The 21,026-nt window shown below is 64.8% G+C and carries 17 protein-coding genes and 1 pseudogene; 4 read left to right on the plus strand and 14 right to left on the minus strand.

Annotation, left to right across the window (positions count from 1 at the left end; genetic code table 11):
• Positions 1 to 175 precede the first annotated feature (175 nt).
• Positions 176 to 1,156, plus strand: a pseudogene (locus LOY51_RS27235) (nitrate- and nitrite sensing domain-containing protein); the annotation flags it as partial.
• Entirely contained in the window at positions 1,154 to 2,020 is an 867-nt protein-coding gene (locus LOY51_RS27240; protein ID WP_374046961.1) for a methyl-accepting chemotaxis protein, read from the plus strand. The pseudogene LOY51_RS27235 and the gene LOY51_RS27240, both read left to right, overlap by 3 nt.
• 199 nt (positions 2,021 to 2,219) lie before the next feature.
• Here the strand turns inward: LOY51_RS27240 and LOY51_RS21365 are convergent, their stop codons facing one another.
• Genes LOY51_RS21365 through zwf form a run of 3 tightly spaced genes read right to left on the minus strand, consistent with a single transcriptional unit; the run spans position 2,220 to position 5,081 of the window.
• Entirely contained in the window at positions 2,220 to 2,894 is a 675-nt protein-coding gene (locus LOY51_RS21365; protein WP_125465287.1) for a bifunctional 4-hydroxy-2-oxoglutarate aldolase/2-dehydro-3-deoxy-phosphogluconate aldolase, read from the minus strand.
• Between the two features lie 17 nt (positions 2,895 to 2,911).
• Positions 2,912 to 3,625 (minus strand): 6-phosphogluconolactonase, encoded by a 714-nt coding sequence (pgl, locus tag LOY51_RS21370; RefSeq protein ID WP_258642955.1) that lies wholly within the window; start codon positions 3,623 to 3,625, stop codon positions 2,912 to 2,914.
• Positions 3,612 to 5,081, minus strand: a complete 1,470-nt coding sequence (gene zwf, locus LOY51_RS21375) for a glucose-6-phosphate dehydrogenase (RefSeq protein WP_258642957.1) — start codon at positions 5,079 to 5,081, stop codon at positions 3,612 to 3,614. Before zwf ends, pgl begins: the two co-directional genes overlap by 14 nt.
• Positions 5,082 to 5,296: 215 nt before the next feature.
• Here zwf and hexR point away from each other — a divergent pair, with 215 nt between their 5' ends.
• Positions 5,297 to 6,160, plus strand: coding sequence for a DNA-binding transcriptional regulator HexR (gene hexR, locus LOY51_RS21380; protein WP_178125804.1), 864 nt, complete (start codon positions 5,297 to 5,299; stop codon positions 6,158 to 6,160).
• Here hexR and LOY51_RS21385 read toward each other — a convergent pair.
• From LOY51_RS21385 to edd, 11 genes are all read right to left on the minus strand, one after another.
• Complete coding sequence (locus LOY51_RS21385) at positions 6,153 to 7,007, minus strand: D-hexose-6-phosphate mutarotase (RefSeq protein WP_125860010.1); 855 nt, start codon at positions 7,005 to 7,007, stop codon at positions 6,153 to 6,155. The genes hexR and LOY51_RS21385 overlap by 8 nt on opposite strands.
• Positions 7,008 to 7,126: 119 nt before the next feature.
• Entirely contained in the window at positions 7,127 to 8,419 is a 1,293-nt protein-coding gene (locus LOY51_RS21390; RefSeq protein WP_223811943.1) for a carbohydrate porin, read from the minus strand.
• A gap of 186 nt (positions 8,420 to 8,605) precedes the next feature.
• The gene (locus tag LOY51_RS21395; RefSeq protein WP_258642959.1) at positions 8,606 to 9,754 is read right to left on the minus strand and encodes an ABC transporter ATP-binding protein; all 1,149 of its coding nucleotides are present in this window, start codon (positions 9,752 to 9,754) and stop codon (positions 8,606 to 8,608) included.
• Between the two features lie 3 nt (positions 9,755 to 9,757).
• Entirely contained in the window at positions 9,758 to 10,603 is an 846-nt protein-coding gene (locus tag LOY51_RS21400) for a carbohydrate ABC transporter permease (protein WP_258642961.1), read from the minus strand.
• A complete protein-coding gene (locus tag LOY51_RS21405; RefSeq protein WP_110993259.1) occupies positions 10,596 to 11,504 on the minus strand; it encodes a carbohydrate ABC transporter permease in 909 nt (302 codons plus the stop codon). Before LOY51_RS21405 ends, LOY51_RS21400 begins: the two co-directional genes overlap by 8 nt.
• A 144-nt stretch (positions 11,505 to 11,648) precedes the next feature.
• Positions 11,649 to 12,935, minus strand: a complete 1,287-nt coding sequence (locus LOY51_RS21410; protein WP_125860020.1) for an ABC transporter substrate-binding protein — start codon at positions 12,933 to 12,935, stop codon at positions 11,649 to 11,651.
• Between the two features lie 116 nt (positions 12,936 to 13,051).
• Positions 13,052 to 14,269 (minus strand): D-mannose isomerase, encoded by a 1,218-nt coding sequence (locus LOY51_RS21415; RefSeq protein WP_258642964.1) that lies wholly within the window; start codon positions 14,267 to 14,269, stop codon positions 13,052 to 13,054.
• A gap of 168 nt (positions 14,270 to 14,437) precedes the next feature.
• On the minus strand, positions 14,438 to 15,892 hold the full coding sequence (locus LOY51_RS21420) for an ATP-binding protein (protein ID WP_125860024.1): 1,455 nt from the start codon (positions 15,890 to 15,892) through the stop codon (positions 14,438 to 14,440).
• Positions 15,876 to 16,598 (minus strand): response regulator, encoded by a 723-nt coding sequence (locus tag LOY51_RS21425; protein WP_125466242.1) that lies wholly within the window; start codon positions 16,596 to 16,598, stop codon positions 15,876 to 15,878. The genes LOY51_RS21420 and LOY51_RS21425 overlap by 17 nt, the downstream gene beginning before the upstream one ends.
• 138 nt (positions 16,599 to 16,736) lie before the next feature.
• Positions 16,737 to 17,693: a glucokinase gene (locus LOY51_RS21430; protein ID WP_258642967.1), complete on the minus strand. Its 957-nt coding sequence runs from the start codon at positions 17,691 to 17,693 to the stop codon at positions 16,737 to 16,739.
• Complete coding sequence (gene edd, locus LOY51_RS21435) at positions 17,690 to 19,516, minus strand: phosphogluconate dehydratase (RefSeq protein WP_125860028.1); 1,827 nt, start codon at positions 19,514 to 19,516, stop codon at positions 17,690 to 17,692. Before edd ends, LOY51_RS21430 begins: the two co-directional genes overlap by 4 nt.
• A gap of 264 nt (positions 19,517 to 19,780) precedes the next feature.
• Here edd and gap point away from each other — a divergent pair, with 264 nt between their 5' ends.
• Positions 19,781 to 20,782 (plus strand): type I glyceraldehyde-3-phosphate dehydrogenase, encoded by a 1,002-nt coding sequence (gap, locus tag LOY51_RS21440; RefSeq protein WP_125860030.1) that lies wholly within the window; start codon positions 19,781 to 19,783, stop codon positions 20,780 to 20,782.
• The last annotated feature ends 244 nt before the right edge of the window (positions 20,783 to 21,026 follow it).

Here is a 21,026-nt window from a genome sequence, read left to right on the forward strand (position 1 = left end):
AACAACAGCAGCGGCATTCGCCTATTAACCTACTGCCCACTTCCCAGAGGCCAGACGCATGCTGACCAATGCCCCGCTTCGCCTGAAGCTGTTGTTGATACTGATATTTCCCTTACTCGGTTTCCTACTACTGAGCAGTGTTTACCTGCTCGATAATTATCGAACCTTGCGCGACATGGAAAGCACCGTAAGCGCCAGCAGCACGGCGCAATCGCTGAGCGTGTTGATCACCAGCCTGCAGCGTGAACGCGGTGCGAGCGGGGTGTTCATCGGCAGCCGCGGCACGGCCATGGGCAACCGCCTGGGGCAAATCCGCGAAGAAAGCAGCGCCGCCATCGAAGCGGTCCGACGCTTGCCGACAGCCAATGACAGCGACATCGCCAAGTTACTCGGCACCTTGCAGGCGATTACCGAGCTGCGCCAGCAGGTGAGCCAGTTGTCGATTGACAGCACTGTATCCGGCACCCGCTATACCGAGATGATCCAGCAATTGATCGGCTATACCCACTCACTGGAAAAACGCGTCAACAACACTGCCGTGGTTCATGCGCTGAGTGCACTCAATCAGTTCATCGAGCTGAAGGAGCGGGCCGGCCGTGAGCGGGTCATCCTTGGCCTGGCATTCAATCAAGATCACTTGGACGCTACTCTGCTGTCGCGCTTCAGCCGCAACCTCGGTGAGTTTTCCGCCTATGCCGACGGGTTCCAGCGCAAGGCGTCAGCTGAACTGCTGAGCCAGTTCCAGGCCCGCCAACAATCGCCTGCCGCCAATGAAGTGAGCAGGCTGCAACGCCTGGCCTTCGAGGTGCCGCTGGGCCAGGCGCTGGGGATCAAACCGGAAGCCTGGTTCGACATTTCGACCCAGCGCATCGACCAGATGAGCGAGGTCGAGCAGGCCCTGGCCGAGCGCGTCGGCAAACTTGCCGCCAACGCCCATGGCAACGCCAGCCAAGCCCTGTGGCTGACGCTCGGCGGCGCGCTCCTGGCGCTGGCCCTCGTAGCCCTGCTGTCGTGGATGATCATCCACAGCATCGGCAAGGCGGTGCAGGACATCAACAGCGCCCTCGATGGCCTCGCTCGCCGCGACCTTACCGCGCGCAGCGGTTACCGCAGCAAGGACGAGTTCGGCCAGATCGCCGACAACCTCAACCGCATGGCCGACGAACTCGGCGAAATCGTCCGCGAGATCGGCAGCGCCACCGCCCAGGTCGCCACCGCCGCTGAAGAGTCCTCAGCGGTGACCCTGCAGACCAGCCGCAGTGTCGAACAGCAACGCCAGAGCACCGAGCTGGTGGCCACCGCGATCAACGAGATGAGCGCCACGGTGCGTGAAGTGGCACACAGCACCAACGACGCGGCCAATCTGTCCCAGCAGATTCACACCAGCACCAGCCAGGGCCAGGCCGAAGTCGAAGGCACCATCGAACTGATCCGCGAGCTGTCGTCCCAGGCCGAACAGACCGCCAACCTGATCAATGAGCTGAAGCAGGAAAGCGATGCGATTTCATCGGTACTGGACGTGATCCGGGGTATCGCCGAGCAGACCAACCTGTTGGCCCTGAATGCCGCCATCGAAGCCGCCCGCGCCGGCGACCACGGTCGCGGCTTCGCCGTGGTGGCCTCGGAAGTGCGCACCCTGGCACAGCGCACCCAGGAATCGACCGGCAATATCCAGCAGATGATCAGCAACCTGCAGGCCGGCTCTGATCGGGCCAGCAGTTCCATGCTGGAAACCTTGGGCAAGGCGCAGTCCGGCGCTAGCCGCATCGGCCGCGCAGGCGAGCTGCTGGCGTCTATCACCGAGGGCGTCGCCCGCATCAGCGACCGCAACATCCAGATCGCCTCTGCTGCCGAAGAGCAGAGCGCGGTGTCCGAAGACATCAACCGCAACGTCAACGCAATCAATGACCTGGTGATACAGGTCAGTGCCGGCGCCCAGCAGACTGCGGTGACCAGCCAGGAACTGGCCCGCCTGGCCGAGCATCAACAGCAACTGGTCAGCCGCTTCCGCCTGGCATGACGGCCTCGATCCTTTCGTTGCCTGACACGGCCCTATCGCCGGCAAGCCGGCTCCCACAGGTACGATACTGGGCTTGAGGCCAATGCGGTCGGGGTGGGAGCCGGCGATAGGGCCAAGGCAGGCAATACAAAACCCACAGGCAAAAAAAAGGGGCGCCGACCAAGCGCCCCACAAGCCGTGTAGCACACAACGAAATCGGTCAGTCCAGCAGCGCCATCGCCTCGGCGCTGCACGCCTCGATACGGGCCCAGTCGCCGTTCTTGATCCAGCTGCTGTCGAGCATCCAGGTGCCACCCACGCACATCACATTGGGCAGTGCCATGTAGTTGCGTACGTTGGCCGGGTTCACCCCGCCGGTGGGGCAGAAGCGGATATCGCCGAACGGGCCGGCGAAGGCCTTGATCGCCGCCACGCCGCCGCTGATCTCGGCCGGGAACAGCTTGAAGCGCCGGTAACCCAGGGCGTAGCCCATCATGATCTCGGACGGCGTGCTGATGCCGGGCAGCAGCGGGATGTCGCTGTCCACGCCGGCCTCGAGAATGTCCTGGGTGATGCCCGGGGTGACGACGAACTGCGCGCCTGCGGCCTGCACGGCGGCGAACATGCTGCGGTCGAGCACGGTACCGGCACCGACGCACAGCTCCGGGCGCTGCTCACGCAGCACCTGGATGGCCTTCAGGCCCAGCGCCGAGCGCAGGGTCACTTCCAGGGTGCGGATGCCACCGGCGGCCAGGGCGTCGGCCAGCGGCAGGATGTCTTGCTCGCGGGCGATGGTGATCACCGGCAGGATGCGCGCCTTGGCGCAGATCGCGTCGATGCGTTCGGCTTTCTCGGCCATCGAGAGCAAAGGCTGTGGGCGTTCGAGGGTGGTCATGACTGTGGATCCTTGGCTCATGGGCACCAGTAGATGCTCAGGGGGTCGTGAAGAAAAGCGCGAATCGGCATTTCGGTAAGGTCGTTGCCCGCCAGCGCGGCGCGCAGGGTAGCGAGTTTGCCGGCCCCTTGCACGGACAGGGCAGTGAAACCGGCGCTGGCCAGCAGCGCGCGGGTCATGCTCAGGCGCTGGTGCGGCACGCTGGGCGCCAGCATCGGCAGGCAGCGGCGCTCACCCACTTTGGCCAAGCCCTGGCGCAGGTTGGGGCTGGCCGGGAACAGCGAGGCGGTGTGGCCATCGTCGCCCATGCCCAGCACCAGTACATCGATCGGCGGCAAGTCGGCCAGTACCTGGTCGGCCTGTTCGGCAGCGGCTTCCAGATTGGCGGCAGCCTGGTAGAGGCCGATGAAGCGTGCCTTGGCCGCCGCGCCCTTGAGCAAGTGACGGGCCAGCAAGCCCGCGTTGCTGTCGGCATGCTCCACCGGCACCCAACGCTCGTCGGCCAGGCTCACGGTCACCTTCGACCAGTCCAGCTCTTGCGCAGCCAGCTGCTCGAGGAACGGCACCGGGCTGCGCCCGCCGGACAGCACCACACAGGCCTGGCCCTTGCTGGCGATGGCCTGGCGCAGGCGTTCGGCCACGTCATGGGCCAGGGTCGCCGCCAGGCTGTTCGAATCGGCCAGCGCATGCGCCTTCACGCTCGCCGGCAGTTGCAGTTCAGATATCGCCATACCAGGCCCTCCCATCACGTGTAATCAATGCAATCGAGCTCATGGGCCCCCAGGAACCGGCCGCATAGGGCTTGGGGGCATCGCCGCTGGTCTTCCAGCCGGCGATCAGCTGGTCGCACCATTTCCAGGCGTATTCGATTTCGTCCTTGCGCACGAACAGGTTCTGGTTGCCGCGCATCACTTCCAGCAGCAAGCGCTCGTAGGCATCAGGAATCCGCGCGCTGCGCCAGGTGTCGGAGAAATTCAGTTGCAGCGGGCCGCTGCGCAGTTGCATGCCCTTGTCCAGGCCCTGCTCCTTGGTCATCACCCGCAGCGAGATACCTTCGTCCGGCTGCAGGCGGATGATCAGCTTGTTGCCGATCTGCAAGCGCTGTTCCGGGGCAAAGATGTAGTGCGGCGTCTCTTTGAAGTGGATGACGATCTGCGACAGCTTGCCGGGCATGCGCTTGCCGGTGCGCAGGTAGAACGGCACGCCCGACCAGCGCCAGTTGCGGATGTCGGCGCGCAGGGCGACGAAGGTTTCGGTGTCGCTTTGGGCGTTGGCGTTGTCTTCTTCCAGATAGCCCGGCACCGGCTTGCCGTCGCTGTAGCCGGCGATGTACTGGCCACGCACCACGCGAGTGCTCAGGCCCTCTCCGGTGATTGGCGCCAGGGCCTTGAGCACCTTGACCTTCTCGTCGCGGATGCTGTCGGCGGAGAGGTCGCTGGGCGGGTCCATGGCGATCAGGCAAAGCAGCTGCAACAGGTGGTTCTGGATCATGTCGCGCAGTTGGCCGGCCTTGTCGAAGTAGCCCCAACGGCCTTCGATACCGACCTTTTCAGCGACAGTGATCTCCACGTGGGAGATGGAATTCTGGTTCCACTGGGTTTCGAACAGGCTGTTGGCAAAGCGCAGGGCGATCAGGTTCTGCACCGTCTCTTTGCCCAGGTAGTGGTCGATGCGATAGACGCGGTTTTCCGGGAAGAACCGCGCCACGGCGTCGTTAACCCGGCGCGACGACTCCAGGTCGTGGCCAATGGGCTTTTCCAGCACCACCCGGGTGCGCGGCGCCAGGCCGGCCTTGTCGAGGTTCTCGCAGATCGCCCCGTAGACTGCGGCGGCCGTGGCGAAGTAGGCGATCAGTGGCAGCTCGCCTGGCGTTTGCTCGACCAGCGCCTGGTAATCCTCGGGCTGGACGAAGTCCACATGCAGGTAGTTCAGCCGTTCAAGGAAGCGGCCCAGGGCAACGGCGTCGATGTCCGCGTCGGGGACGTGGCGGCGCAGGTGCGCCTCGATGGTGCCCAGGTGCTCCTGCGCGGTGCCCGGCTCACGGGCCAGGGCCAGCAGCCGGGTATCCGGGTGCAGCAGGTTGGCACGGTCGAGCTGGTAGAGCGCGGGAAACAGCTTGCGCAATGCCAGGTCGCCCAAGGCGCCAAACAGGGCAAATGTGCAAGGTTCGACACTGATCGCAGCCATGATGTTGGTTCTTTTATTAAAGTTGAGCTAGGAATACCGCTTTCAAAGCGGGTTTTCAAGGCCTAATGTAGTAAAAACCACAACATTATCTACATCTATTACAACCCAGTGGTGTGACAATCTCACCGCCAGTAGGATACACAACACTGCAAAAAGCCTGCTGCCCCGCCAGCCGGCTGTCACCTAGAGCCGACCAAGGACACCCCATGGACCGCGTGCGTAACCTCCTGGAACAGATCCAGGGCCGCCTGGACGAGTTGAACAAGGCCGAACGCAAAGTCGCCGAAGTCATCCTGCTCAACCCGCAACAAGCCACCCGCTTCAGCATCGCCGCGCTGGCCCAGGCGGCCTCGGTCAGCGAACCGACCGTCAACCGCTTCTGCCGCTCGTTCGGCGTCAACGGCTACCCCGAGCTCAAACTGCAACTGGCGCAGAGCCTGGCCAGCGGCGCGGCCTACGTCAGCCGTGCGGTGGAAGCCGACGACGATCCTGCGGCCTACACCCAGAAAATCTTTGGCAGCGCCATCGCCTCGCTCGACAGCGCCTGCCAGCAACTCGATCCACAGCAGGTCAGCCGCGCCGTGGACATGATGATCCAGGCCCGGCAGATCCACTTCTTCGGCCTTGGCGCTTCCGCCCCGGTGGCCCTCGATGCGCAACACAAGTTCTTCCGCTTCAACCTTGCCGTGTCGGCCCATGCCGATGTGCTGATGCAGCGCATGCTGGCCTCGGTGGCCCACACCGGCGACCTGTTCGTGATCATCTCCTACACCGGGCGCACCCGCGAACTGGTCGAGGTGGCGCGCGTGGCGCGGGAAAACGGCGCCTCGGTGCTCGGCCTGACCGCCGCCGGCTCGCCCCTGGCCCAGGCCTGCAGCCTGAGCCTGCACATCCCGTTGCCGGAGGACACCGACATCTATATGCCGATGACCTCGCGAATCATCCAGCTCACCGTGCTCGACGTGCTCGCCACCGGCATGACCCTGCGCCGCGGCGTGGACTTCCAGCCGCACCTGCGCAAGATCAAGGAAAGCCTCAACGCCAGCCGCTACCCGATCGAGGACGACGACCTCAGCTGAGGCGGTGCGCCTGCAGCCGCAGGTGCGCACGCTCACCCGGCCTCAGGCTCAGGCCTTCATCGCTGCCGCTGGCCGCCTCGACGCAGACGAAACCCTGGCACTCGCGCCCGCTCACGCCCATCAGCGGGCGGTTGCCCGGGTGCCAGACCACGGTGTCGTCGCTGTCGCCGGTGTCGATGCACAGCTCGCGCTGCCAGGCCGGGTCCTGCAACTGCACCTTGGGCGTGCCGGGGTAGACCTTCTGGCAACCGCCCTTGAGTTTCAACGCGCCGTCTTCGCGGCACGCCTGGCGGTTGAGGCGGTCGTAGCCTTCTATGTCCTCAAGCCCAGACAGCGCTATCTTCGACACGTCACTGATCCGCCAGTAAGCCAGCAGCGCATGGCTCAACTGACAGGGCTCGCTGTCCTGGTGCTCGGTACTCAGGCTCAATTCCATGCTGGCGCCCAGGCGCGCATGCAGGTCGACCTGCCAGTCGCACAGGTCCAGGCGCCACTTCAAGGTCACGCCCTCCTCGTCTTCACGGCTGTCCACCAGCTTCCAGTCCAGCAGCCGTGCCCAGCCGTGGGCCGGCCACAGGTCCTCGCTTGGGTGGCGGCCATACCAGGGCCAGCACACCGGCACGCCACCGCGAATGGCGCCAACCTGCGGCCACTGTTCGGCGCACCACAGCCAGGGCTTTTCACCGGTGGGCTGAAAATGCAGCAACTGCCCGCCCTGGCGGCTGAACACCGCCTGGCAGCGAGGGTGGTCGATGATCAGCACATCGCGCTGCTGGTAACGCTCCCACTCGAAGGTCGGCCTCGGCCGTTGCGAGGTGAAGAAGCGATGTAGCGGATGTTCTGCCATGGTTCCAAGCTCTTTTGTTGTTCGAGATAGCGCTGTCTCAGCCCGTACCCGCTAACCACTGCAGACCAGTGGTTAGCGGAGGGCCGAAAATGGATGGCGTAAATTTACAACAATTCGTCTCAGAATGACGACTGAATCTTCAACCCTGCGACCAGCGCGTTGTCCACCTCGTCCACCGCACCCGGGCTCTTGATGTACTGCAGGTTCGGCCGCACGGTCAGCCAATTGGTGACGTGGAAGCCGTAGTAGAGCTCGGCGTTGTACTCGGTACGCTGCAGCGGCACGAAGCCTGGATTGTCGTAATCGCTAATGCCGGACTGAGCGTTGAGCAGCTCGGCGCGTTTCTTCACGTCGTCGTTGACATGGATACGGGCCACGCCGAAGCCGATATCGTCCTTGGGCCGGGCGTCGAAGGCGCCTTTGTACACCAGGCCGACCTGCTGGTAGTTGTCGACCACGTTGGTGGCCTTGTCGTGCACGGTGAAGTTGGCGAACAGGCTCAGGCCACGGCTGGCATCACTGGCGTGGGCAGTCACCTGCTGCTGCGCCACCACCCACCAGCCATGCTTGCTGGAGTGCGACTTGAAGTCCTGCCCGGTCAATGCCTGCGGGTTGCCGTTGATGTCGTCATATACATCGTCGGCCTTGGCGGTGCTGTAGTAGTAGCCCAGGCGATACTCGCCCGGCAGGCCGTTGACCTTGGGCGACCACACCGCTTCCACCGGCAGGATCGCGCCCTTGGTGCCGCTGCCGCTGAGCTTGAAGCCGTTGCCGGTCTCCAGGTTCGAAGGGTTCTGCTCGTAGGCACCGACCTGGACGAAGAATTCCGGGGTGATGTTGTATTTCACCCGCAGGGCCCACTGGCTGACCGGCCAGTTGTACCAGATGCCCCCCACCCAGTTGCCCACCTGCGAGCCGCAGAACGCCAGGTTCTGGAAGTCGCAGGGGAAGCTGTTGAAGTCTTCGCCTTCGCCAAAGCGGCCGACTTTCACGTCCAGCGCACCGTCGAAGTACTTCTGCTTGACCCACATCTGCGTCAGCCGCCAGGTCTGGCCGCGCCCCCAGACCTCCTGCACCGAGCTGAACTGCCCGGCGCGTGGGTCGCTGATGCGGTCGTTGGACAGGTTGCGGCCGCTGCGCTCGGTGATCGCCAGTTTGAACTCGGCATCGTGCCAGCCGAAGATCTTTTCCAGGTCCAGGTGCGCGCCGAGGGCGAACTGGTCGCTGTAGCGCGCAGTCTTGTCGTCGTTGTAGCCACCGTGCAGGTTGCCGGCCACCTCGCCGACGTAGTCGAGGGTGAAGTCATAACCCTTTTCCAGCAGCTCGGTGCGGGTGCCACCCCAGTCGCCGGTCATCCATTTCGATTCCGACGAGAAAGCCTCGGCAGCCTGGGCCCCGCTGCTGCCAACCATGGCCAGCAGTGCCAGCGAGCCCAATGTCCTGATGCGATTGCGCTGTTCCATCCCTTTGCGTCCTCTTTTCTTGTTATTAACAGAACGGTTTAACGGTCGAGCCCTTGCAGGCCGTGGGAGCGGTCTTGCCCCGCGATGGCGATTTCAGCCTATCCATCGCTATCGCGGGGCAAGCCCGCTCCCACATCAACGCCCCTTGAAGCGCGTTACGTTGTCCTTCACGGCGCTAGCGGCCAGATCGAGCCGCTCGCCGCTGGCGGCGTCGAACAGCAGCACCCGCGCCGGGTCGAACTGCAGGTTCAGGCTGTCGCCCACCCGGCACGCCACATCCGGCGCCAGGCGGCAGCAAACCTTGGTCTGGTTGAGGGTGACGAACACCAGCAGGTCCGGCCCAGTGGGCTCGGTCACCTGCACTTCGGCGCGGATACCCGGCAGGCCGTTGCCTTGCGCGTCCCCCAGCGAAATCTGCTCCGGGCGCACACCCAGGATGACCTCGCGCCCGTCCAGCACATCGGCCTCCACCCCCAGCGGCAGTTCGCAGCGCGCCTGGCCACTGTCGAGCAGCGCCAGCACCCGGCCGTCCTGGCGGGTCAGGCGCACCGGGATGAAGTTCATCGGCGGCGAACCAATGAAGCTGGCGACGAACAGGTTGGCCGGTTCGTTGTAGATCTGCTGCGGCGTGCCGAACTGCTGGATCAGGCCGTCCTTCATCACCGCCACCTTGTCGCCCAGGGTCATGGCCTCGATCTGATCGTGGGTGACGTACACCGTGGTGGTCTTCAGGCGCTGATGCATCAGCTTGATCTCGGTACGCATCTCTACCCGCAGTTTCGCGTCGAGGTTCGACAGCGGCTCGTCGAACAGGTAGATCTTCGGCCGCCGTGCCAGCGCCCGGCCCATGGCCACGCGCTGCTGCTGGCCGCCGGAGAGCTGGCCTGGCTTGCGGCCGAGCAGGTGCTCGATCTGCAGCAGCTTGGCGACCCGCGCCACCTCCTCGTCGATGGCCGCCTGGGGCAGCTTGCGGATCTTCAGGCCGAACGCGATGTTGTCGCGCACGTTCATGGTCGGGTACAGCGCGTAGGACTGGAACACCATGGCGATGTCGCGATCCTTCGGGCTCATGCCGCTGACGTCTTCATCGTCGATCAGGATCGCCCCGCCACTGATGTTCTCAAGGCCGGCGATGCAGTTCATCAAGGTGGACTTGCCGCAGCCCGAGGGGCCGACCAGGATCAGGAACTCGCCGTCCTTGATCGCCAGCTGGATGTCCTTGAGCGTGTCCGGCAAACCGGCGCCGTAGGTCTTGTTCACGTTGCGAAGTTCAAGCGTTGCCATGACTTACCCCTTTACCGCGCCGGCGGTCAGCCCGCGCACGAAATACTTGCCCGCAATCACGTAGACCAGCAGCGTCGGCAGCCCGGCGATCATCGCCGCGGCCATGTCGACGTTGTATTCCTTGGCCCCGGTGCTGGTGTTGACCAGGTTGTTGAGGGCCACGGTGATCGGTTGCGAATCGCCGCTTGAGAACACCACGCCGAACAGGAAGTCGTTCCAGATCTGGGTGAACTGCCAGATCAGGCAGACCATGATGATCGGTGTCGACATCGGCAGAATGATCCTCCCGAAGATGGTGAAGAACCCGGCGCCATCCAGGCGCGCAGCCTTGACCAGGGCATCGGGGATGCTCACGTAGTAGTTGCGAAAGAACAGCGTGGTGAAGGCCAGCCCATACACCACATGCACCAGCACCAGGCCGCTGGTGGTGCTGGCCAGGCCGAGCTTGCCGAGGGTGAACGAAGCCGGCAGCAGCACGGTCTGGAACGGCAGGAAGCAGCCGAACAGCAGCAAGCCGAAGAACAGCTGCGAGCCACGGAAGCGCCACATCGACAGCACGTAGCCGTTGAGCGCGCCGATGGTGGTGGAGATCAGCACCGCCGGCACGGTGATCAGCACCGAGTTGACGAAGTAGCCGTTGACCGTGGCCCAGGCCTTGGCCCAGCCGATGCCGGTGAACACCGTCGGCCAGCTCAGCAGGTTGCCGGTGCTGATGTCTTCGGGGGTCTTGAAGCTGGTCAACAGCATCACCACCAGCGGCACCAGGTACAGCAGCACGGCAAGCAGCAGCACGGCATGGATGGCGATGCGGCTGAGGCTCAATGCGGGTTTGTCGAGGCGGCTATTCATGGCGTTTACCCCGCAGCTCCGAGTACAGGTAGGGGACGATGATCGCCAGGATGGCGCCGAGCATCAGGATCGCACTGGCCGAGCCCATGCCCATCTGCCCGCGGCTGAAGGTGAAGGCGTACATGAACATCGCCGGCAGGTCGGAGGAATAGCCGGGGCCGCCGGCGGTCATGGCCGCGACCAGGTCGAAGCTCTTGATGGCGATGTGCGCCAGGATCATCAGTGAACTGAAGAACACCGGGCGCAGGCTGGGCAGCACCACCGTCCAGTAGATGCGCGGCAGGCTGGCGCCATCCAGTTGCGCGGCGCGGATGATCGACTGGTCGACCCCGCGCAGGCCGGCGAGGAACATCGCCATGATGAAGCCCGAGGCCTGCCACACCGCGGCGATCACCAGGCAGTAGACCACCCGGTCCGGGTCGATCAGCCAGTCCAGGCGAAAGCCCTCCCAGCCCCAGTCGCGCAGCAGCTTGTCCAGGCCCATCCCGGGGTTGAGCAGCCACTTCCAGGCGGTGCCGGTGACGATCATCGACAGCGCCATGGGGTAGAGGTAGATCGTGCGGATAAAGCCCTCACGGCGAATGCGCTGGTCCAGCAGCACGGCAAGGAACACGCCGATGGCCAGGGTGATGGCGATGAACAGGCCGCCGAACAGCAGCAGGTTCTTGCTCGCCACCCACCAGCGGTCGTTGTCGAACAGCCGTGCGTATTGCGCAAGCCCGGCCCATTTGTAGGTGGGCAGGAAGGTCGAGGTGGTGAACGAGAGGACGAAGGTCCACAGGATGTAGCCGTAGAACCCCACCAGGATGATGAACATGCTCGGCGCCAGTACCAGTTTTGGCAGCCAGCGCTGGAGCGCGTCCAGGGGTGAGGCCCGCAGGCGGGCGGTTGCTGTAGTCATGGTTTCACACCTGAAGAAGGGGCAATACATCACCTGTGGGAGCGGGTTTACCCGCGAAGCAGACACTGCGGTGCCTGGCACCGGCTATGCCGGTGTTCGCGGGTAAACCCGCTCCCACAGGGATCTCGCCAGCCTCGGCGTTGGCTATTGGGCGGCTTTGACTGCGGCGTAGAGTTTCTTCGCCGCATCGGCAGGCTCAGCCTTGGGGTCGTTGATGTAGTTGGTCACCACATCGAAGAACGCCCCTTGCACGGCCAGCGTGGTGGCCATGTTGTGCGCCATGCTCGGCTGCAGGCCGCCACTCTTGGCGTCGGCCAGGAAGTCCTTGGCGGAGGTCTGGGCGCAGGCGTCGAAGCCGTACTTGCCCATGTCGGCGAGCATGTCGTTGCGCACCGGGATCGAGCCCTTGTTGGTGCTGAACACCTTCTGGAAGTCCTCGCCCAGCACCTTGCGGGCAATGTCCTGCTGGCCCGCCGCGGTGCCGGCATCCTTCTGCTTGAACACCACCAGCGAATCGATGTTGTAGAGGAAGGCCTTGTCGGTGCCGGGGAACGCTACGCACTGGTAGTCCTTGCCGGCGGTTTTCCTGGCCAGGGTCCACTCGCTCTTGGCCCAGTCACCCATGATCTGCATACCGGCCTTGCCGTTGATGACCTTGGCGGCTTCCAGGTTCCAGTCCTGGCCCTTGCCGTCGGGGTCCATGTAGGTGGCGACCTTCTTCAGTTCGGTCAGCGCCTTGACCATCTCGGGGCCGGTCAGGGCTTTTTCATCGAGGTCGACCAGGGCCTTCTTGTAACCCTCCACGCCCATCACCGAGAGCACCACGCTCTCGAACACGGTGCTGTCCTGCCATGGCTGGCCACCGTGGGCAAGCGGGATGAAACCGGCGGCCTTGAGCTTGTCGCCTGCTGTGTAGAATTCATCGAGGGTGGTTGGGGCCTTGTCGATCCCGGCCTTCTTGAACACCTCGGGGTTGATCCACAGCCAGTTGATGCGGTGGATGTTCACCGGCACGGCCACGTAGTCACCGTCGTACTTCACGGTGTCGGCGACTTTCTTGTCGAGCAGACTGTCCCACTTCTCTTGCTTGGCAACGTCCTTCAACACATCGGCATCGAGCAATCCGGTGGACGCCCAGTCCTGGATATCCGGCCCCTTGATCTGCGCCACACCGGGCGGGTTGCCGGCCACTGCGCGGCTCTTGAGCACGGTCATGGCGGTGGCACCGCCGCCGCCGGCAACCGCGCCGTCCTTCCAGATGAAACCGTCTTTTTCGACCTGAGCCTTGAGCACATCCACGGCGGCTTTTTCACCGCCGGAAGTCCACCAATGGACCACCTCCACGCTGCCTTTGGTATCGGCGGCATGGGCACTGAGGGCGTACAGGGAAGCGAACGAGATCGCGGCGGCGAGACGAAGCGTCGAATGCATGGGGAATACCTTTCTTGTTGTTATGCGTGGCAAGACTGTCGCTTGCTTTGCAGTGAGTGTAAGGACCTCGCGCCCGGCGCCAGGTAACGAACGGATGCGCGAATGTCAGCGTTTGGTTACAAAGCCAGCGCAGTGGCCAGGCTCGGCGCCAGCGGCAGGCGCGGCAGCAACAGGGCCTGCAGTGCGTGGTAGAGATCGGGCTTGCCGCCCCAGATGCGCGCGCTGGGCTGGTTGCTCGGGTCCAGTTCGTGGTGCCAGCTGCCGTGTACGCGGTCGATGAAATGCGTGGCAATGAAGTCCCAGAAGCAGCGGTACCACTGCTCGTAGTGCGGCTCGCCTGTGCGCCGCAGCAAGGCGGCGGCGGTGGCGGCGGCCTCGGCATGCACCCAGTGCAAGCGCTCGCGCACCAGCGGGCGGTCGCACCAGTCCAGGGTGTAGACCAGGCCCGGGGCGCCGTCGGCGAACCAGGCGTTGCGGCAAGCGCTGCCGAACAGGCCTTTGGCGGCGTTCAGCAGCGCCTTGGGCACCGGCAGGTCGGCACGCCGCCGGGCAGCTTCCAGGTGCAACAGCAGGCGCGCCCATTCGAAGGCATGCCCGGGGGTGGTGCCATATGGGCGAAAACCATCGGTGGGGTTGTCACGGTTGTAGTCCGGCAGCGCTTGCCAGCCTGGGTCGAAATGCTCGGTGACGCGGAACCCGTCGCTGGCGGCCTGGTCGAGGATCAGCCGCTCGACGATGCGCAGGGCGCGGTCCAGCCACAAGGCATCGCCGGTGACATCCGCCAGCGCCAGGAAGGCCTCGACACCATGCATGTTGCTGTTGGCGCCGCGGTAGGCTTCGGCCTGTTGCCAGTCGCGGCTGAAGGACTCACGCAGGGCGCCCTGCGCTTCGCACCAGAAGCGGGTTTCGATGACCTTGATCGCTTGTTCCAGCAACGCGCGAGCAGCGGCGACACCCGCCACCACCGCCGAACTGGCGGCCAGGGCAACGAAAGCGTGCAGGTACGCGGCCTTGTCGCTGCCGGCCTGGCCTTCAGGATGGGTGAACCAGCCACCGTACTCGGCATCACGCAGCGGACCTTGCAGGGCGGCGACGCCATGCTCGACCAGGTGCAGACAACCCGGCACGCCCTGCAGATGGGCCAGGGCAAAGCTGTGGGTCATGCGGGCGGTATTCAGGGTTTCGGCGAGGGCGCCGCGCGGCAGGCGGCCATCGTCATCCAGGTTGCCGAAGCCCTGGGGCAGGCGTGCGGCCTTGGCGAAATCGAGCAGGCGCAAGGCCTCGGTGGTGAGCCAGGCGTGGTGTACGGGGGAATCGAGCCAGCTACGGGTCATTGGCGTCTTCCTTGTTGTTGTCAGCCGATTCTAGCCAGCCGTCCTGGGTGGCATGTCACGAAGGCCCGCCGGTTTGTCACCATACCGTGACAGTGGCGAAGTCATCGCGGGGCAAGCCCGCTCCCACGAGGTCAACACCGTGGGAGCGGGCTTGCCCCGCGATTGGCATCAATCAGGCGTACGCGGCAAGTACAGCGTCACCCGCAACCCACCCTCACGCAGATTCAACAGGCTCACCTCACCGCCATGGCTATGGGCGATATTGCGCGCAATCCCCAGCCCCAACCCATATCCCTGCTGCTGCCCAGCCAAACGGAAGTGCGGCTCGAACACCTGCTCCAAGCGCTGCTCCGGCACCCCCGGCCCCTGATCGTCGACCTGCAACACAAAGCTCTCGGCGCTATCGATGATGCGCAGTTGCGCCCGTTCGCCGTACTTGATGGCGTTGTCGATCAGGTTGCCGATGCAGCGGCGCAGGGCCAGCGACTTGCCCGGGTACGGCGCCAGCGCCCGGCCTTCGAGGGTGATGCGGCCGTCGCGCAGATAAGGCTCGGCCAGCAGCTCCAGCACCTGGTTGAGATCGATCGGCTCGATGTTCTCGTGAATGTCGGTGTCCTTCACGCATTGCAGCGCCCCCTTGACCAGCAGCTCCAGCTCATCGAGGTCACGGCTGAACTTGGCCTGCAAGGCCTCGTCCTCCAGCAGCTCGACCCGCAGCCGCAGGCGGGTGATCGGTGTGCGCAGATCATGGGAGATGGCACTGAACAGTTGCGAGCGCTCGGTCAGGTAGCGGCTGATGCGCTCGCGCATGTTGTTGAAGGCCCGCCCCACTTCCACCACTTCACTGCCGCCGCCTTCGGCCACCGGTGCCACCTCGGCGCCCAGCGACAGCTCCCGGGCCGCCCGCGCCAGGCGCTTGAGCGGCCGGCTCTGCCAGTGCACCAGCAAGCCGATGAACAGCAGCAACAGGGCGGTGGTCAGGGCGATGAAACCGATCTGCTGGCGCGGCAGGCGTTCGGCTTCAAGGCTGGTGTAGGGCTCGGGCAACAGCGAGGCGATATACAGCCACTCGCCCTCGCCCAGGCGGATCTGGGTGACCAGCACCGGCGGGTTGAGCGGTTCGAGGGTCAGCGAGTAATGCGCCCACGAGCGCGGCAGCTCATCGAGCTTCAGGCCACTGTTGAAGATGCGCAGATCGTCGGGGCTGACGAACTCCACCGAGATGTCCATCTGCTGCCCGAGGCGTTCGTGCAGCACCTGCTGGAACACTTCGATCACCGCCTGCTTGCGCGGGGTGACGGGCAGCACCGGCATGTCCAGCGGCTTGACGTTGAGCGACACGAAGAAGCGCGTGCCGCCCATGCTGCGCAACTGGTCGAGCACCATTGGCCGGTAGGCCACCGGCAACGAACGGAAGTAGCTGACGCTGGCGCTCATCGAGTGGGCCAGGCTGCTGGCGCTGGCCCGCAGGCCCTGCAGCTGGCTGGCGCGCAGCTGGGCGACCCAGATCACGCTGGAAAGCCCCTGGGCCAGTACCACCACCAGCAAGGTGAGCAGCAACATGCGCCCCAGCAGGGAGCGTGGCAGCAGGCGCCAGCGCCGCTCGCTAGGCCGGGCTGACATGGGCCGCCAGCAAGTAGCCGCTGCCACGCACGGTGCGGATCAGCCGGGGTGGTTTTTCGGTGTCACGCAGGCGCTGGCGCAAGCGGCTGACGCCCATGTCGACGATACGGTCCAGGGGCATCGGCTCGCGCCCACGGGTGGCATTGCCGATGGTGTCGCGGTCGAGGATCTGCTGGGGGTGGTCGAGGAACAGCTTGAGCAAGGCGAAGTCGGCGCCGGAGAGGATCACCTCCTCGCCATCGCGGTGGAACAGCCGGTGGCTCACCGTGTCCAGGCGCCAGTCGTCAAATGCCAGCACAGCGCTGGCCGGTGCGGCCTGACCGAAGTCGGCGCGGCGCAGCAGGGCCTTGATCCGCGCCTGCAGCTCACGCGGGCTGAAGGGTTTGCCCAGGTAGTCGTCGGCGCCCAGCTCCAGGCCGATGACCCGGTCGGCCTCGTCGGAGCTGGCGGTGAGCATGATGATCGGCACCCGCGACAGCCGGGGGTGCTGGCGTACCCAGCGGCACAGGCTGAAGCCGTCTTCGTCGGGCAGCATCACGTCGAGGATCACCAGGTCGCAGGGGCTGGCGTCCAGTGCCCGGCGGAAGGACTGACCGTCGGGCTCGGCCTGCACCTGGAAACCGGCGCGACTCAGGTAGGTTTGCAGCAGTTCGCGAATATCCTGGTCGTCGTCGACCATCAGGATCGATTTGCCGGCAGTGGTCATCATGGTCCGTCCTCTTGTATGCGCAGATCTTCTGCCTGCTGTACGGATCCTGTGGGAGCGGGTTCACCCGCGAAAGCGTCGGTAAGGCAGCCGCCGCATTCGCGGGTAAACCCGCTCCCACAGCAATCGCCTTGTGCTTCAGCTACCCAGATCTTGCTGCAAGGCCACCCCCGCCCCCAGCAACCCGGAAAACTCCGCTGTCACCAGCCACACCGGCACCCCAGCGAAATACCCGCTCATGCAGCCCTTGTCGGCGAAACTCGCGGCAAAGCCACTGCGCAGGAACAGCTCGGCAAAACGCGGAATCACCCCGCCGACGATATAAACCCCGCCGCGCGCGCCCAAGGTGAGCACATTGTTGCCCGCCACCCGCCCGAGGAACCGACAGAACTGCTCGACCACCGCCAGCGCCCGTGGCTCACCGGCCAGTGCCGCATCAGTGATCTGCGCCGGGGTCTTGTGCCTGGGCATGTCGCCATCGAGCGCGCAGAGCGCCTGGTACAAACGCACCAACCCGCCACCGCTGAGCACCGTCTCGGCACTGACATGGCCGATCTGGCGCTGAATCTCCTGGTGAATCGCCGCTTCGCGGGCATTGCCCACCGGCAGGTCGACATGCCCACCCTCACCCGGCAGCGCCAGCCATTGCTCGCCGTGACGCACGAGGCTACCAACACCAAGGCCGGTGCCAGGGCCAATCACCAGCACTGGGCGGGAGGGATCGGCCTGGCCCGGGCAGACTTCTCGATATTCGCCTTCGCGCAAACGGGTCATGCCCAGGGCCATGGCGGAGAAATCGTTGATCAATTGCAGCCGCTCGACCTGCAGGGTCTGGCAGAACGCCCGGCGGCTCAGGCGCCAGTGATTGTTGGTAAAGCGAAACTCATCGCCATCCACCGGCCCGGCAACGGACAGGCACACCGCCGCCAGCCCGCCACGGGCGATGCCCTGTTCGCCCAGGTACGCCTCGATCGCCTGTTCGGGACTGGTGTAGTCAGCGGTCGCGAGCACCTGGACCGCGTGCAGCTGGTTGTCGCGCCACAGGGCAAAACGTGCGTTGGTACCACCAATGTCGCCAACCAGCAGTTCTTTCACTTGAGAGTCTCCAGGCCAGAGGTGAAGGCACTGGCGCCCTTCTCTGCCGAGCTGAACGCCACACGCATGAAGCCGAACAGCTCGCGACCACAGCCCAGGTCGTTGCCCTTGGGCGGCTCGGGCAGCTCGCGGCTGGCCAGTTCCTCGGCCGACAGCAGGATCCGCAACGTGCCTTCGACACCATCGACCCGCACGATATCACCATCGCGCACCCGCGCCAGCGGGCCGCCGTCGAAGGCCTCCGGGCACACATGGATGGCCGCCGGGATCTTGCCCGAAGCGCCGGACATGCGCCCGTCGGTGACCAGCGCCACCTTGAAGCCACGGTCCTGCAGCACGCCGAGGAACGGCGTCAGCTTGTGCAGCTCGGGCATGCCGTTGCAGCGCGGGCCCTGGAAGCGCACCACGGCCACGAAGTCGCACTCCAGCTCACCGGCCTTGAACGCATCGGCCAGCGACTGCTGGTCGTGGAACACCCGCGCCGGGGCTTCTACCACCTGGTGTTCAGGGGCCACGGCGGAGACCTTCATCACGCCACGCCCCAGGTTGCCTTCCATTACCCGCAGGCCGCCCTCGGCGGAGAACGGCCGCGCCACCGGGCGCAGGATGCTCTCGTCGAGGCTCTGTTGCGGGCCTTCGCGCCAGACCAGCTGGCCATTGTCGAGGAAGGGTTCCTGGGTGTAGCGACGCAGCCCCGGGCCGGCCACGGTGTTGACGTCCTCGTGCAGCAGCCCGGCATCGAGCAGCTCGCGGATGAGGAAGGCCATGCCGCCGGCGGCCTGGAAGTGGTTGATGTCGGCTTTGCCATTTGGGTACACGTGGGACAGGGTCGGCACCACCTCGGACAGGTCGGCCATGTCCTGCCAGGTCAGCTGGATGCCGGCGGCCTGGGCGATGGCCGGGATGTGCAGGGTGTGGTTGGTCGAGCCGCCGGTGGCGTGCAGGGCGACGATCGAGTTGACCAGCGCCTTCTCGTCGACGATCTCGCCGATCGGCATGAAGCTGCCGCTGGCCTTGGTCATGCGCGTGACCTGGCGCGCAGCCTCGGCGGTGAGGGCATCGCGCAGCGGCGTGTAGGGGTTGACGAACGAGGCGCCGGGCAGGTGCATGCCCATCACTTCCATCACCAGCTGGTTGGTGTTGGCGGTGCCGTAGAAGGTACAGGTGCCTGGGCCGTGGTAGCTGTTCATTTCCGATTCGAGCAGCTCTTCACGGGTGGCCTTGCCCTCGGCGTAGCGCTGGCGCACGTCGGCCTTCTGCTTGTTGGAGATGCCCGAAACCATCGGCCCGCCGGGGACGAAAACGGTCGGCAGGTGGCCAAAGCGCAGCGCCCCCATCATCAGCCCGGGGACGATCTTGTCGCAGATGCCCAGCATCAGGGCGGCATCGAACATGTTGTGGGACAGGGCAATGGCGGTGGACATGGCGATCACTTCGCGGCTGGCGATGGCCAGCTCCATGCCCGGCTCGCCCTGGGTCACGCCGTCGCACATGGCCGGCACGCCACCGGCGAACTGGCCGACCGAGCCAACCTCGCGCAGGGCCTGCTTGATCTGCTCGGGGAAGTGCAGGTACGGCTGGTGCGCCGAGAGCATATCGTTATATGACGAGACAATGGCCACGTTGGCGGCGTTCATCAGGCGCAAGGTCTGCTTGTCGTCGGCACCGCAGCCGGCCACGCCATGGGCGAAGTTGGCGCATTGCAGGCTGGCGCGCATCGGTCCGTCACTGGCCGCGCCGCGGATAAGCTCAAGGTAGCGTTCACGGGTGGGACGGCTGCGTTCGATCAGCCGTGCGGTGACCTCAAGGATGCGCGGATGCATGTACTGGACTCCAGGCTAACGGTAAGGGCGGCTTCAATGGGCATTTTCCCTCCAAACGATTGCGGCCTAGGCTTGCAGTAAAGGTACCCGGCACATTCGCGGAGCAGCCTGCCCGGCCACTCGTTGTAGATTTAACAAAATACTGCCACTAAAAAGGCTTGTTTTCTATCACGCAGTGAATAATCTTGTAATTCCAATAACAAAACCGTTTCAGTGAAGCTGCCTTTTTGCCACAGGCTTCACCCGACTGCCAGAGGTAACGCCATGACCCTACGCATCGCCATCAACGGATTCGGCCGCATCGGACGCAATGTCCTGCGCGCACTCTACACGCACGGCTACCGTCAGGACCTGCAGGTCGTCGCCATCAACGACCTGGGCGACAGCGCGATGAACGCCCACCTGCTCAAGTACGACAGCGTTCACGGCCATTTCGATGCTCAGGTCGAGGCCGACCACGAGAGCCTCACCGTCAACGGCGACCGCATTGCCGTCAGCGCCATTCGCAACCCCGCCGAGCTGCCCTGGAAAGCCCTGGCCATCGATGTGGTGTTCGAATGCACCGGGCTGTTCACCGAGCGCGCCAAGGCCGCCGCGCACCTGGCCGCCGGCGCCGGCAAGGTGATCATCAGCGCACCGGCCAAGGGCGCCGACGCCACCGTGGTGTACGGGGTCAACCACGATGTGCTGCGCGCCTCGCACCAGATCATTTCCAATGCCTCGTGCACCACCAACTGCCTGGCACCGGTGGCCCAGGTGCTGCACCGCGAGTTCGGCATCGAGCAGGGGCTGATGACCACCATCCACGCCTACACCAACGACCAGGTGCTCACCGACGTCTGCCACGCCGACCCGTACCGCGCGCGCTCCGCCACCCAGTCGATGATCCCGAGCAAGACCGGCGCCGCCGAGGCGGTGGGCCTGGTGCTGCCAGAGCTGGCCGGCAAGCTCACCGGCATGGCCGTGAGGGTGCCGGTGATCAACGTGTCGCTGGTCGACCTTACGGTCAACCTGCAGCGTGAGACCACCACAGAGGAGGTCAACCAGCTGTTCCTCGAGGCCAGCCGCCATTCGCGAGTGCTGGGCTACAACGCGCTGCCGCTGGTGTCGTGCGACTTCAACCACAACCCACTGTCGTCGATCTTCGACGCCAACCATACCCGCGCCAACGGTCGCATGCTCAAGGTGCTGGCCTGGTACGACAACGAATGGGCGTTCTCCAACCGCATGCTGGACAACTGCCTGGCGCTGTTCAGCGCCAAGTAAGTACTTTGGCGGTGGGCGTGGGAGCAACTGTCTTATGTTGTCAGTGCTGGCCTCATCGCTGGCAAGCCAGCTCCCACAGGTACGATGCTGCCTCAAGTTAGCGCGATCCATGTGGGAGCGGGCTTGCCCGCGATGAGGCCGGAGCGACATGGCACCCATCGCGGAGCAAGCCCGCTCCCACGCCCACCGCCCCACGCGCAAAGCGCAATCTTTACCTGTTCGTGACATTTCAGCGCTTGACCTG

The sequence above is a fragment of the Pseudomonas sichuanensis genome (assembly GCF_024749065.1).
GTDB lineage: Bacteria > Pseudomonadota > Gammaproteobacteria > Pseudomonadales > Pseudomonadaceae > Aquipseudomonas > Aquipseudomonas sichuanensis.